The 13,914-nt window shown below is 39.0% G+C and carries 16 protein-coding genes; 3 read left to right on the forward strand and 13 right to left on the reverse strand.

The genetic code is table 11. From position 1 onward, the window contains the following. Positions 1–26 precede the first annotated feature (26 nt). The 11 genes from R2Q70_RS20950 to R2Q70_RS21000 all read right to left on the reverse strand — a co-directional run bounded on the left by R2Q70_RS20950 (position 27) and on the right by R2Q70_RS21000 (position 8,507). Complete coding sequence (locus R2Q70_RS20950; RefSeq protein ID WP_316809501.1) at positions 27–518, reverse strand: hypothetical protein; 492 nt, start codon at positions 516–518, stop codon at positions 27–29. 40 nt (positions 519–558) lie between these two features. After that, positions 559–1,272 (reverse strand): hypothetical protein, encoded by a 714-nt coding sequence (locus tag R2Q70_RS20955; RefSeq protein ID WP_316809502.1) that lies wholly within the window; start codon positions 1,270–1,272, stop codon positions 559–561. Between the two features lie 31 nt (positions 1,273–1,303). Next, a complete protein-coding gene (locus tag R2Q70_RS20960; protein ID WP_316809503.1) occupies positions 1,304–1,759 on the reverse strand; it encodes a hypothetical protein in 456 nt (151 codons plus the stop codon). Positions 1,760–2,048: 289 nt separating this feature from the next. Continuing rightward, positions 2,049–2,435, reverse strand: a complete 387-nt coding sequence (locus tag R2Q70_RS20965) for a hypothetical protein (RefSeq protein WP_316809504.1) — start codon at positions 2,433–2,435, stop codon at positions 2,049–2,051. Between the two features lie 72 nt (positions 2,436–2,507). Then, a complete protein-coding gene (locus R2Q70_RS20970; protein WP_316809505.1) occupies positions 2,508–3,038 on the reverse strand; it encodes a hypothetical protein in 531 nt (176 codons plus the stop codon). 200 nt (positions 3,039–3,238) lie between these two features. Beyond that, positions 3,239–3,991, reverse strand: a complete 753-nt coding sequence (locus R2Q70_RS20975) for a hypothetical protein (RefSeq protein WP_316809506.1) — start codon at positions 3,989–3,991, stop codon at positions 3,239–3,241. A 411-nt stretch (positions 3,992–4,402) separates the two neighbouring features. Then, positions 4,403–4,570 carry a hypothetical protein gene (locus R2Q70_RS20980; RefSeq protein WP_316809507.1) on the reverse strand — a complete coding sequence of 56 codons (168 nt, stop codon included), beginning with the start codon at positions 4,568–4,570 and terminating at the stop codon, positions 4,403–4,405. A 28-nt stretch (positions 4,571–4,598) separates the two neighbouring features. Continuing rightward, on the reverse strand, positions 4,599–5,570 hold the full coding sequence (locus R2Q70_RS20985; protein WP_316809508.1) for an ankyrin repeat domain-containing protein: 972 nt from the start codon (positions 5,568–5,570) through the stop codon (positions 4,599–4,601). 29 nt (positions 5,571–5,599) lie between these two features. Next, complete coding sequence (locus R2Q70_RS20990; protein WP_316809509.1) at positions 5,600–7,183, reverse strand: ankyrin repeat domain-containing protein; 1,584 nt, start codon at positions 7,181–7,183, stop codon at positions 5,600–5,602. A 6-nt stretch (positions 7,184–7,189) separates the two neighbouring features. Next, positions 7,190–7,705, reverse strand: coding sequence for a hypothetical protein (locus R2Q70_RS20995; RefSeq protein ID WP_316809510.1), 516 nt, complete (start codon positions 7,703–7,705; stop codon positions 7,190–7,192). Between the two features lie 10 nt (positions 7,706–7,715). Continuing rightward, positions 7,716–8,507, reverse strand: coding sequence for a hypothetical protein (locus R2Q70_RS21000; RefSeq protein WP_316809511.1), 792 nt, complete (start codon positions 8,505–8,507; stop codon positions 7,716–7,718). Positions 8,508–8,789: 282 nt separating this feature from the next. Here R2Q70_RS21000 and R2Q70_RS21005 point away from each other — a divergent pair, with 282 nt between their 5' ends. From R2Q70_RS21005 to R2Q70_RS21015, 3 genes are read left to right on the forward strand one after another with little or no spacing between them, the layout of a single operon-like run. Further along, positions 8,790–9,302, forward strand: a complete 513-nt coding sequence (locus tag R2Q70_RS21005) for a (2Fe-2S)-binding protein (RefSeq protein ID WP_316809512.1) — start codon at positions 8,790–8,792, stop codon at positions 9,300–9,302. Then, entirely contained in the window at positions 9,295–10,314 is a 1,020-nt protein-coding gene (locus R2Q70_RS21010; RefSeq protein ID WP_316809513.1) for a xanthine dehydrogenase family protein subunit M, read from the forward strand. The genes R2Q70_RS21005 and R2Q70_RS21010 overlap by 8 nt, the downstream gene beginning before the upstream one ends. A gap of 17 nt (positions 10,315–10,331) precedes the next feature. Continuing rightward, the gene (locus R2Q70_RS21015; protein WP_316809514.1) at positions 10,332–12,572 is read left to right on the forward strand and encodes a xanthine dehydrogenase family protein molybdopterin-binding subunit; all 2,241 of its coding nucleotides are present in this window, start codon (positions 10,332–10,334) and stop codon (positions 12,570–12,572) included. Positions 12,573–12,615: 43 nt separating this feature from the next. Here R2Q70_RS21015 and R2Q70_RS21020 read toward each other — a convergent pair whose 3' ends face one another. Both R2Q70_RS21020 and modB read right to left on the reverse strand, forming a co-directional pair. Further along, positions 12,616–13,245, reverse strand: coding sequence for an ATP-binding cassette domain-containing protein (locus R2Q70_RS21020; RefSeq protein ID WP_316809515.1), 630 nt, complete (start codon positions 13,243–13,245; stop codon positions 12,616–12,618). Then, positions 13,242–13,913, reverse strand: coding sequence for a molybdate ABC transporter permease subunit (gene modB / locus R2Q70_RS21025; RefSeq protein WP_316809516.1), 672 nt, complete (start codon positions 13,911–13,913; stop codon positions 13,242–13,244). The genes R2Q70_RS21020 and modB overlap by 4 nt, the downstream gene beginning before the upstream one ends. Position 13,914 lies beyond the last annotated feature (1 nt).

Below are 13,914 nucleotides of genomic sequence, written 5' to 3' on the forward strand. Positions count from 1 at the left end.
CATCAGAACAGCGATAACAACCATCGTTATTTGGCTTTGTCTATACGGGTTTCACTTGGCCCGCCATAGTAAACAGAGCGATCGTTAAAAGTTGTTTTACCCCTGTCAACCTGTAAATCCATCGTAAAAGACACTTCCATTTTATCTGTGTACTTTAATGGCTTCCCTTCGTTATCGTAGAAAACAACCTGATCCATGGTAAAAGTTTCTGGCGCATCAAATTCGTTTTTGCCTGTTCCATTGGCTACAGGCATTAAGGCAAGCATTTTGCCTTTTCCTCCCGGCTCTTCGTAGAAGCCAATCTGTGGCAATTGGCTATCGTGGCTAACACCGCTTCTTACGGTAATATCGCTATCAATAAACGGGTAGCCAACAATGGCAAACCTTTTACCATTATTTTCCTTTACCTGGTTTAATGCCTGGTACTGCTCAAAATTTACCACTTGCCCTTTTTCCTTGTTTTGACTGCATGAAATAAGCATTGCCGATGCAATAGCGATAAAAAACATTTTCTTCATATTTTATATTATTTTGTTAGTTGATTAGTTATATTTTAAATTAGTTGAGCAAACCTGATACTTTTAGGTTTAGATAGCGTTCGCCAAGTTTTTTAAGGAAATCATTCGCAATGATAATTTCTTCTATATTTTTCTGAATGTTCAGCGAAAATGCACTCGCATTTGTGTTGGCATAGGTAAATAACAAGGCCGAAAACATAATTAATTCGATGGGATTGCCATCAGTAGCCAGCGAAATCCGGTAAGCTTTAACATTATCTCCTTTTTGTTTAGCAAATGCTTTGATTACACCCTCTAAAGGAACTTCACTTATTGATGATGCCTGTAAACGAGTAGCATCAAAAACCAGGTGATTGGAAATTTCACCATCCGTGTCGGTATCTAACAAATGTAAATCGGCACCGCTTAAAATGAAGTACTTCGGCGTTTGAACAGTTTGAAACCTAACGGTTCCTAAAGTGGCCATTCCTTTTAAACTGTCTTTAATACCATCTTTTATTGAATCTTTAGTGGAATAATTGATATTGGCATAATTAAATGCATCAATAGGCTTGCCTTCCATTTGCTTAGGTAAAAAGGAAAGTTCGGAGTTTAAAAATTTGTTTTTGTAGGTAAGCACATTACGCATTTCTGCATTGAAATCGGTATTCTGAAACATTTCTATCTGCTTCTTTTTCTTCAATTGCATAAAGTAAAAAATGCCTCCATAAGTCACAATTATGAAAACAATAATAAAAATAACTGAGCTACTCATTTTTTTGGGGTTTTAGTGGATAAATAAGAATTTAGACTGTTTTAGGTATAACTTTTGGTTTCTGATAAGGAAGAATTCCCCAAATTATAAAGGCCAAAAATAGTATCACGATTAATTTGGCGCCATACCTTGTATAAAAGGGTAAGCCAATCAAGTCTTTTTGATTTAATTTTTGAGAGCGAAGAAGCACTTTTAATTCGCTTTCCGGCAAATCGAAATAGCGGTCTGTTTCTTCATCGTAAATAACCAGTTTTGGTTCTTGTGTGATGTACAAGGGCAGAATATAAGCGATGTTAAATTCTTTATGCAGCGTTGCCAAATCAAGATAATTGCCACTGTCAAGTTTAAAATCATTGATATTTGGTAGATCATGAACGGTGTTCAAAACCGATCGCTCTCCAATTGGTATTCTACCCTTTGCTAATGCTAAGCTGGAAGTAGCAAGCACAATTAACAGCACCAAAACAATTTGTTTCGAACAGATCATCCTCAAATTTTATATCTTTATCAATCATAATATTGCGATACTGGGGGATGAACAGATCACGATATAAAAATACATTATGGCATTCAATTTGGCCGGCAAAATCATTATCCGTTGGAATCGTCTTTAAATTCGCCGGTTCAGAACTATTTTTCGTATTCCCGCTTCGCGTGAAGCAAAGCATATAATGAAAATATATGATTGGGTTCGCCCCATTTTTTTTGTTTTGCTGAAGCCGCTTATCTTTGATCGTTTAAGATTTTAATTAAAAGAGAACCACACGAGTATGAGCTTACTTTACCCTGTGGTATACCCTGTTAAGAAAACGATTTTTATCTGCAGGCCGTGGATTTCCATTCCTGTCCCAGATGGCAATCTGGGATTGAAAAATTAGCGTTTTATCTTTGATATATAGCTGAAAATAAAAATCGTTTTGATGCGTTTGCGGATAGATAACCAATTTATCGCCTTGCATTTGTGCCTTTAATTTAAAAGGTGGTGCTTCTCCGGTTCCAATATCTGTAACGGTTGCATAATCTTTTCCTTTCTCAAATTCGATCACAATAAGCAGGTTATGGTGTGTTTGCTCATATTCCCATTTACCTGCAAAAGCACTTTTTGGAAACGGTTTTTTTTGCGCTTTGCTTGAAATAGAAAGCACTAAAAAAAAGCTTAGCATAATTAAGTTTTTTGCCATCATTTTAAAAGCAAGGTGAAATCGGTACAAGTCAAAAACCTGTGCCGCTAATCATTAAATTTTCTCAATAACAACGTTGGAGACTTCGTAACCGAAATCTTCACCTTCATCTTTAACTGTTACCTTGCCGGTGCTGTAATCTTTTACGGATGAAGATTTTTTAACACCTTTATTCGGGTAAACAATTTGTGCGGTTATTTTCACTTTGTCGCTGGTGGTTAATTTATTACCATCCTTATCAAAAATAACTACGTCTGTCTGCTCAAACTTCCGGCTATCTTCAGGAACATCAATGAACACCGAATTTTTTCCTTCGCCATAATTAACAGTTATCCCATTAATTGTTTTATTTCCGGTTTGGATGATAAAGAAATCGTTGTAAACCTCAAATTCCATAGCGATATTCTTACCAGTTCGCGTAAGAAATGGCGCTTTAAATTTACCTTCCAAAGTAATGGTCTGGTTGTGATGGGTATAGGTGGTTTCGATTTCTTTGGCAGTTTTTACACTGCTACTGGTGTAGAAAAATACTACGCCGATAAATAGCACTACCGCTATGCCTAAAATGGTTTTGATTGTCTTCATATTGATATTTGTTATTGATTAATTGTGTTGCTATTAATAACACTTTATGCTCGTCAGGAGCAGGATGATCAGAAATAGAATGATGCTAAATAGCGTGATAACTCTAAAATCACAGATTTCCATCTGAAATACTCTTCACGAACCAGCTAGGTTTTCATTTCATTTTTTCATTAGCTAAGCCAACTATCAAATCATTTTAGCTATTGGTTGTTATTTGTATAATATTTTGAAGGTACAATGGCAAGTTTAGCTTGATAATCATCTTTCAAGGTATCCATGATCAGGAAGGGTAAAATATTGATAGATGGAATTACAGCGCCTGGTAAATATTTTTGTTTCGGTATTGAATACGTAACACACCAGGCATCCGCACCACCACTTAAGCTACTTCCTAGTTTGAAACAGAAAATACTTTGGTCATCCCTCAATACTTTAATAAAGGCAAATACATCTTGTGGCACGTTGTTACTTTCTTTCATGTCAGCTATTTTGTCTGCTGTGTCAATTAGCCAATCAGTGTTAAATCTATGTTCTTCATCTAAAGCAAATACCAACACCATAGGCAACATGTCTTCATTTCCTTCTTTATACAATTGATGATTTGCCTGCACCACCGAGGCAAGCACCATTTGTGCATTGGTGATTTTTTCTATATTTTTTGATGAACTGCTATATAAGGCAGCTGTATCCTTTATAAATCCTGCATCAATTCGAGGTGTATTTTTATACGGCGACAACTTTTCATAAGTTATGCTCTCGCTAATTTTTAAACTGTAATCTTCTTTATCTTTTTCTATTTGAGCAAAATAATCTCTATACTGTTGTGCTTGTTCGTGTTTACCTCTTCGCTCTAACGAGGCTATAATTTCCTCAGGAGATTGCCCTGGTTGCGACTCTTTTGATTCAGAAATTGCACTTGAAATCAAGTTGATAATTGTTTTTAAAAATCCCATAATTTTAGTTTAGATGGTTAATGAATGTTTATTAATTTCTTGATAATTAGTAATTTATTAAATATGGGATGAGATTATGTTTTTAATAGATTTTAGTAGAAGGTTTAAACTTTTTTAATATTAATAAATGCGTTTATTGTTATTCAAAGTATGTCAAGCTATCTTTTGCATCATCAATTATATTTTTAGGATATTTTTCACTTGTCGCTATTTTTTTCATTAGTTCAAGATAGATTTGATGATTAGGATGGTCTTTATCATTTATGAGACGATGCAATAAATACAGCGAATACGCTGTTGGCTTTCTTTCAATGGACTGTAAAAGCAATTCTTCGTAGCCGTTTTTGTAATGAGTTTCTATAAAACTGCCTAATGGCCCTGGTCCGCCGTAATCTATATCTGGACTACGTTCTAACAGTTCGAATATGGGTTCAATTGCGTCACATTATTTTCAATTTTCTCTAGCTCGTCAATAACTTCATAAGCAGGATCGATAAAATCGTATTTATCTCCTGTTTCTTCAGCCTTTTTGATATACGTTTCAAGTTGGTCGATAATATTTTTAATTTGTGCTGTCATGGCATATATAATTCTTTGTATTAACTCGTTACGAATTTGCTCCAGCCATAATCAACTGCTCTACAATTTCATTGTAACCCTTTTCTGAAGCATAATGTAATGCCGAATGTTCATCATTATCTTTCTCATTTACATCAGCACCACTATCAATCAGCAAAGCTGAAATTTCATTAAAGCCGCAAATGGCAGATACGATTAATGGCGTTTCACCCTCGTTGTTTTTACTGTTGATGTCCATTCCTTTTTCAACCAGCAACTTTACTATTTCCTTATTCCCTCTGCCACTGCTGTAATGCAAAACCGAATTTCCATCCAATCGCTTCAACAACATATCGGCATTTGCATTAAGCAGTTGTTGGGCAACCCTCAAGTTATTTTGCATACAAGCCAATACCAAAGCACTATCTCCGCTGTCATTTACAGCGTTGATGTTTATCGTGCTAACTTTCAGCAACTCGCCTACCACTTCTGCCTCGTTGTTCCAAACCGCCTGGTGCAAGGGTGTATTTCCACTGCTATTTTTATCATCGGCATTGCCAACTAATAATGCAACGGTATCTCGCAAACCTCTGCTCGTGGCATAATCCAATGCACTATGGCCCTCATTATCTTTAATGCTTTTGTCTGCTCCTTTTGATAATAAGAACTTGGTAAATTCCGTTCTTCCTTCGGCCAGCGAATAAATCAAGGCAGTTTTTCCTTCTTTGTCGGTTGCATTGATGTCGGCTCCACTATCTAACAAAACGCTTAAGATTTCTTTATTACCACTTTGCGAAACAATGTGTAAAGGTGTAGCGCTTTGGTTATTGGCCAGGTTAACATCGGCTCCTCCATCTACCAAAATTTTAACGATATCCCTCGCCCCTTTCTGGCAAGCATAAAATAATGGCGTATTGCCCATTCCATCGCGTTTATCGAGGTTTATTCCACCCTTTTTCAGTAGTGTTTGTACGATTGCTTTTTGATTATTCTTGCAAGCGTTTAAAAATATTGCGTCCATTTAATGTCGTTTATAATAATTTTTAGTTTCTACATTTTTTCAACGAGCCAGGCAACCAGCGTTTCATTATTGCGTTCGCCTGCATAATCCAGTGCCGATTTCCCATCATTGTCTTTTGCATCAATCAAAAGATTTCCAAAATCTGCCATCAGCTCGCAGTAAGTTTTTGCTACTGATCTATCTGAATTGTTAACCGCATACATCAGCGCTGTTTTACCGTTTTTATCACGCAGTTCAGTTGAAGCACCTTGCTCTAAAATGGTAATCAGGTTTTTCTCGCCCCTTTGCGAATCTGCCAAACACAAGTACATTAATGCCGAAATTCCATTTCGATTGGTTTTATTTACATCAGCATTCGTATATATCGCTTCCTGCGTTAAAACTGTCGAAATCGTATTGCTATTGAAAAGCATTAAACTATCGGCATATTTAGCCGAAATAGTTAATAAAGTATTTTCTTCATCATCCACTAACGAATCTATTTTATAACCGGCTGTGATATAGGCCGCTAAAATTTTCTGAAAAACTTTATCGTTAAACTGGTCGAAATTGGTATTTACACCCGAAACAGGCGTATATAAATGCCTGAAAGGATGCCAGGCACTGCTATCAAGCGCATTTGGATCAGCGCCATTTTTTAGCAATAATTCAGTAACCTCAAAAGAATGTTTTTGCATGGCAATGGCTAGCGGGGTCATTCCATTTAAAGCATCACCTTCTACATCATAAATTTCATTTACATTTTCACCTACCTGGATCAAAGCATTTAGGGCCACCAAATCTTTGTGATAACAAGCCTGATGCAAATCCATTCCTCCGGCATCGAAGTAGTGTGTTACCGTTTCCTGATTGTTAAAATCGACTCCTTTTAAAATGGCCCCAATTGATTTAGATTTCTGAGCAATGGCCACATCAACAGCCGTTTTTCCCTCATTATTTTTTTGAAACGGATCAATTCCGAATTCCCTGGCAACAATGGCGAATGTGATAAATTGATTAAATCTCGCCTTACATACATGATGCCTCCATTCTAGTTCTCTTCTGGTTTGCGCTTGTCTTTGGTTGTTTTCATCAAAGTCAGGATCATTTTGATGCGTCATTAAGCGTTCCAGGGCGGTTTCAAATGCAGAAACTGGAGTGTAGGAATACTCAGCCAGGATATGCAATATGGTATTTCCCTTACGATTGGTAAAATCGATTTTTGCACCAACTTCCTGATAAGCTTCCAGCATTTCGGTATAACCAACCCTGGCACCAAGCATTAAAGCCGTTTCGCCATCGCTATTTTTCCTCAGCGGACTAACCTTTACCTCCAGTAGTTTTTTGGTACATTCGTAAACCTTTTTTTCACCAATAAAGTAATCATAAGTACGCAGTGGCGTGGCTAAAAAATGCAATAGGGTATCGCCATGTCTGTCTTCCACCCCGGCACTTCGCCAGCCTTGTGCAATCAGAAATTCAACCATTTCTAAATTAGCAAAACCACAAACCTGCCTCCAAACTTCTATTTGCTGTTCTTCCGAAATATCAACGATCTCCTTTTTATATAATTCGTTTATCTCTGCAAGGTCTTTCCCCTGTATATATGCTTGTTCTATCTGGTATAAATTCATGTGTGTTTAAGTGTTAGTTTTAGATTTCGCAGTGGTTAGTGCTTCAATCACGTTTTTACATCTATCCATTTCCGGCAAAGCCGCTAAACGAATAACTTCCTGCCAGTTTTCGAGTTTCAGATTAATGTCTACCAAGACTCTTCTGATGCGCAATTTGACGAGATTGGTATTTAACAGCACCATCGTTTCGTTCAACGCAAGGCGATAAAACCCATTTTCATATTCATCCGTTAATAAATTATCAGGTAAGTGGTTATTTACATGTTGTGCGCTTGATGGCGTAGCAATTTTCATCTGTGCCTCGCCCAGCATCGCGATAGCTTTTGTATATTCATTTGCAGAGCGATGGCAAAGGGCCATGTTGTATAATAAAGCCACAGATTTTTCTTTGGTGTTTTGATGCAAGTAAGCAAAAGCCGAATAAGCCAAAAACCATTGATTGGTGTTGATGTACACCATACCATCGGCCTCCAACTTTGTTGGATTTAACTGGTTAGCTGAAGCATTTTTATCGATAAGCATGTTTATGGATTTATTTACCAAACAATTTGCTCCAAAATCCTTTTTCCTCCTTTGGTTTTTCAGGTTCGATATGGGTTACCACATGTTCTGCATTGTTTATTATGGTTCCTTCGGCCAAACCTTCTCTTTGCTCAATTTCTGCAAACTGAGCCATTGCCGTTTCTTGATAAAGGTGTGCACCTTCAGGATCGCATTTATATAGGTTAGAATAACATGAAGAACTGTTTAAATCTAACGGATTGGGTTCAACTACTTCGGTTGCTTCTAACAGCCCTAAACCTTTTCCTTCAGCGTAAGCCAGCGCCTTTAGAAACACCGCCATTCGCCCATGCGAAAAGAGCTCATCCAATGTTGATTTTATTAGCGCATCATTTTGATAATCATTCAATAACTGCTTTACTTTTTGTTTAGGAATGTAAACTCCCGAACTATAGTTTGCTACAATGTGATTAAGAATTTTTTGAGCAAATCTGTTTTCAGGAATAATAGCTTCCCAAGGCTTGAAATATTTTTGCAACACATCGCTTTCGGCAAAAGATAACGCACCTCCCCGTACGTAAAAATATTTTTCGAAAAAACCTTGAATAACAGCTACGTAATAGCCGTGTGTATGTTCGAAAATATCGTCAGCTTTCGTTTCTAAAGCAACATTGATGGTGTCGCCATATTTTTGCTGGTAAAATTCTTCAATGCCGTTTTTACTCGCTATGTCTGCTATTTGCGCTTTGTTTTCCAGAACATCGAAATACCAGGTCTGCATCTGTTCTTCGCTAATCGGATGATAACTAATGTCCCAACCCATGATATGATCTTATTTAAGTTTACCAAAAACCACACTTATCTTTCTTTCTGTAAAATAGCATACCTAATCAATTTAAGTACAGCTGAATTGAAATTCGTTGGATATTATTTATAATTCGCCAGCACAAATTGATTATTCGAAAAAAGAATAACCAGGGAAGCGTTAAATTGAAACTCACATTGCCATGCAAAACCTATTGAACCATGTGGCGCAAAAAAACCAAAACTTATCCTTGTTTTTTAATGTTAGCAGAACAATAGCTACCACTAACAATTCCATAAGATGCGAACAGAAACGCAAAATCATCTCTACGAGAAAGAAAACACCTATGCTTTAACTTTAAAAGTGAATGGTGAAGAAAAAAAATTACTCCTTAAACCGTGGGTAAGCCTATTGGATGGTTTGCGTGACCATTTAAATTTGACCGGAACCAAAAAAGGTTGCGATCATGGGCAATGCGGCGCCTGTACGGTAATTTGCGATGGCAAACGAATTCTAAGTTGCCTTACGCTGGCCGTGATGAAAAACGGATCTGAAATTACTACCATTGAAGGTATTGCTCGAGAAGATGATTTACATCCGATACAACAAGCTTTTATTGATCATGATGCATTTCAGTGTGGCTATTGCACGCCTGGCCAAATATGCAGTGCAATTGGTTTAATACAAGAAGGAAAAGCCAACTCACGGGAAGAAGTAAAAGAGTTGATGAGTGGAAATTTGTGTCGCTGTGGCGCAAACGTGGGCATTATTGATGCCATTATGCAGGTAAAAAACGGAGGTAGCGGTGAATAACTTTGAATATAAACAAGCAGCAACTTCTGAAGAAGCGATCAACCTTATTCAAAACCATGAAGCTAGCCGTTTTCTGGCAGGCGGCACTAACCTGATTGATCTGTGGAAATATAACATCACCAACCCTACTGAACTGATTGACATCAATCGCATTGCGGAACTTTCAGAGATTCGGGAACTGGAAAATGGAGGACTAAGGCTTGGAGCGGGATTTAAAAATGCTGATACCGCTTATCACCCGGTGGTTGAACAAAAATATCCGCTACTTTCAAAAGCAATTCTTGCAGGCGCATCGGCTCAGATCAGAAATATGGCCAGTAATGGCGGCAACTTGTTACAACGAACGCGATGTTATTATTTTTATGATCATGAAGTACCCTGTAATAAACGAGTTCCAGGTTCTGGCTGCCCTGCCAAAGATGGCTATAACAGGATTCATGCAATTTTAGGAACCAGTGAACATTGCATTGCGGTTTTTCCATCTGATATGTGCGTGGCTTTGGCTGCTTTGGATGCGGTGGTGAATGTTGTTGGTCCGGAAGGAAACCGCAGCATTAACTTTGCAAACTTTCACCGCCTACCAGATGATCGGCCAGAGCTGGATAACAACCTCAAACCTCACGAGCTGATTATTTCCATTGATCTTCCTGAAAAAGGCTTCGAAGCAAATTATTCGTACCTGAAACTCCGCGACCGCCATTCGTATGCTTTTGCGTTGGTTTCTGTTGCAACCGCACTGGAACTTGATGGAGATACAATTAAAGAAGCCAGAATTGCACTTGGCGGTGTTGCACATAAACCCTGGCGTTCGGCAGAAGCTGAAGAATTTTTAAAAGGCAAAATGGCGAATGCAGAGAATTTTGCCCTAGCGGCGGATTTGATTTTAAATGGCGCAAAAGGATATGGCCACAATGATTTCAAAATAAAACTTGCCAAAAGAGCAATTGTACGTAATGGGTTGATGGCTTTAAATCCTGAATCTCAACTTCCTGGGGCAAAACCATCAGCATAAAACCAAAAAAAATTAAAATGGATTTAAACAAAACTGTAGGACAACCCATTAGCCGACTGGAAGGAAAGTTAAAGGTAACAGGCATGGCAAAGTATGCGGCCGAGTACGAGGTAGACGACTTGTTACATGGTTATGTGGTGAGCAGCCCCATTACAAAAGGCAAAATTATTAATATTGATATGTCAAAAGCACTTAGTATTCCGGGTGTTGTAGATGTGCTCTCCCATCAAAACCGTACAAAACTGGCATGGTTTGATTTGCAATATACCGATATGGATGCGCCACCAGGAACCGTTTTCAAACCATTGTATGATGAAAATATTCTTTACAACGGCCAACCGATTGCGTTGGTAGTGGCTGAGGATTTTGAAACGGCCAGGTATGCTTCTACTCAAATTATATTTGAGTTTCAGGAGGAGACTTTTGAAACCAATTTAAGAGATAATCTCAATAAAGCCCGGCCGGCTAAAAAAGGCTTTGCCACAGCGTTGAAACCGCCCCCGCCCCCGCCTACAGGTGATTTTGAGACTGCGTTTGCACAAGCCGCAGTTAAGGTAGAAACGGAATTTCAACATGGCACTGAACACCATAACCCAATTGAGCTTTTCGCTACAACCACCGTGTATGAGGGAAAAGGAAAACTCACCATTTATGATAAAACACAAGGTACCATTAACAATCAATTATATGTGGCCAATATATTTGGTTTGCATTATAAAGACGTAAGGGTTCTGGCGCCATTTGTGGGTGGTGCATTTGGTTCAGGACTTCGTCCGCAGTACCAGCTGTTTCTTTGTGTAATGGCAGCACTTCACTTAAAACGAAATGTGCGGGTGGTGTTGGATCGGAAACAGATGTTTTCTTTCAGCCACCGACCACCAGCCATACAAAAAATGCGTTTTGCCAGCGATATCAATGGCAAAATTACAGCGCTTGGCCACAGTGCCTTTGCCGAGACGTCTAATTTTGAAGATTATACGGAACCAACAGCAAACTGGAGCCATAAATTATATCCATCACCAAATACACTTTTTGAGCATAATCTCGTTCCGCTAGATGTGTATACACCGATGGATATGCGGGCACCCGGCGGAAGTACGGCACTTCATGCCATTGAATGCACCATGGATGAACTTGCCCATCAGCTTAACATCGATCCGTTGGAACTCCGCCTGATCAATTACTCGGAGATGGATCCCTCAAGCAAAAAGCCATACACCAGTAAGGCACTAAGGGCCTGTTACCTGGAGGCTGCAGAAAAGTTTGGATGGAGCAACCGAAACGCTGAACCACGGGCCATGAAACGTGGCAATAAACTGGTGGGCTACGGCATGGCTACAGGAATCTGGGATGCCTTTCAGTTTCCCGCTCGGGTAGAAGCCATGATTACTAAGGATGGCAGAATGGTGCTGAACAATGCCACCACCGATATCGGAACCGGAACGCTAACCGTAATGACCCAAATTGCTGCCGATGAGCTTGGCCTTTCTTTAGAAGAAGTTGATTTTCAATACGGAGACAGTAAAAAACCATTTTCGATGTTTCAGGGTGGTTCAGCCATCACTTCCTCTACCGGCGTTGCCATTGTAGTTGCAGCTAAAGCCTTGCGCAAAAAACTTCTGAAAAAAGCAGCAGAAATGGATGCTTCACCATTTAAAAAGGCAAAAGAAGAAGAGGTGATTTTTAGTGCAGGAAACATGCATTTGAAAAGTAAGCCTGAGATTTTTACCTCTCTTAAAGATATTATTGCCTTTAATAAAGGTAAAGCGATTAAAACCACTAACATGGGGAAACCCCACATGTTGAAACTTAGGAAATACAGTTTGGCCACACATAGTGCTTCCTTTGTAGAGGTAGAAGTAGATCAGGATCTTGGTACAGTAACGGTAACCAGGGCAGTTACGGCCGTTGCCGCAGGGAAAATTATCAATCCCAAAACCGCAAAAAGCCAAATTTCCGGATCTATGATTTGGGGGATCAGCAAAGCCTTACATGAGGAAACGATCATGGATGATCACCTGGGGAAATACATGAATGCCAATCTCGGAGAATATCACATTCCGGTGCACGCCGATATTAACCAGCTTGATGTGATTTTTGCAGATGAAAAAGATGAACTAATCAATGAAATAGGTACAAAAGGTGTTGGCGAAATTGGCCTGGTTGGTATGCCTGCCGCCATTTCTAATGCAATTTTTAACGCTACGGGTAAGAGGATTTATAGCTTACCCATCCACTTCGACGAATTGATTTCATAATTAAATTAAAACACTAACTGCTAAGGAACAAACCATAATCCTTTTATTCTTCCTTAGCGGTTAATGTGAAATCCAGGCTGTTTTCATCACTCAGTTCGCTTTCCTGGTGAGTAACCACGATGACAGTAGTTTGCTGCTCAGTGAAAAGTTCTTTTAGCCCACTAATCAAACGGTGTTTTAGCTGGCTATCAAGTGCCGCGAAAGGCTCATCCATCAAAAGCAGTTTTGGCTTTGTAGATAGGGCTCTCATGATCGCTAAACGTTGCTGTTGGCCGCCAGAAAGCTGCCGGGGCAGTTTATCACGCATTGTCGTCATCTCACCAAGTTCGAGTAAACGGGAGATGTAAGTTTGATCATTGCTTCCATACTGAAGATGTTTTTCTACGCTCATGTTCGGAAACAGTGCATAATCCTGAAAAACAAATCCAACACCACGCTCCTGTACTTTTTTGGAATATGCTTTTCCCGCGTCATACCAAAGCTCGTTTTCAAAAATCACCTTTCCTCTATCAGGAAGAACCAACCCTGCCAGAATTTTAAGTAATGTTGTCTTCCCCACCCCCGATGGACCAAGAATTCTGGTCGTTTTATTTAACTGAAAGGTCGTATCTACCTCAAACTCAAAATGGCCGTATTTACCACCTATTTTTTTCTCAACTGAAATTTTCATCATTCGAAAGGACTTTTAACAGCATTTCTATTAATTACAAAAACGCCAATAACAATGATAAAAGTGATGGCAAATAAAATCATGGCATACGTATTTGCAGCCTGGTAATCCATGGTTTCAACGGCATCATAAATGGCGATGGACGCAACTTTAGTTTCGCCGGGAATATTTCCCCCGATCATCAGCACCACACCAAATTCGCCAAGGGTATGGGCAAAGGTTAATACAGCCGCCGTGTAAATGGATGGTTTAATGTTTGGAAGCAATACAGCAAAGAAAGTTTTTGTTTTTGATTTGCCCATCACGTACGATGCTTCAGCAATGGATCGGGGCAAATGTGAAAATGCAGCCTTAATCGGGCTAATCATAAATGGCAGACTGTAAATAATCGAGGCAAAAATCAATCCTTTGAAAGAGAAAACCAGCTGAAGACTAAAATGAAGCTGCAACCATTTCCCAAATGCGTTATTCGGACTGAAAGCCAAAAGCAGGTAAAACCCAAGTACGGACGGTGGCAATACCAGTGGCATGGTGATAACCGCCTCGGTAATTAGTTTTAAAATACTTTGTTTCCTGGAAAGCCAGTAGGCAATCGGAATCCCAAGGATAAGCAGAAAAAGTGTCGTAATTAAAGCGAGTTTAATACTGAGCCAAATGGGGTCAAGATTCATG

The sequence above is a fragment of the Pedobacter agri genome (assembly GCF_032678665.1).
Lineage (GTDB): Bacteria > Bacteroidota > Bacteroidia > Sphingobacteriales > Sphingobacteriaceae > Pedobacter > Pedobacter agri_A.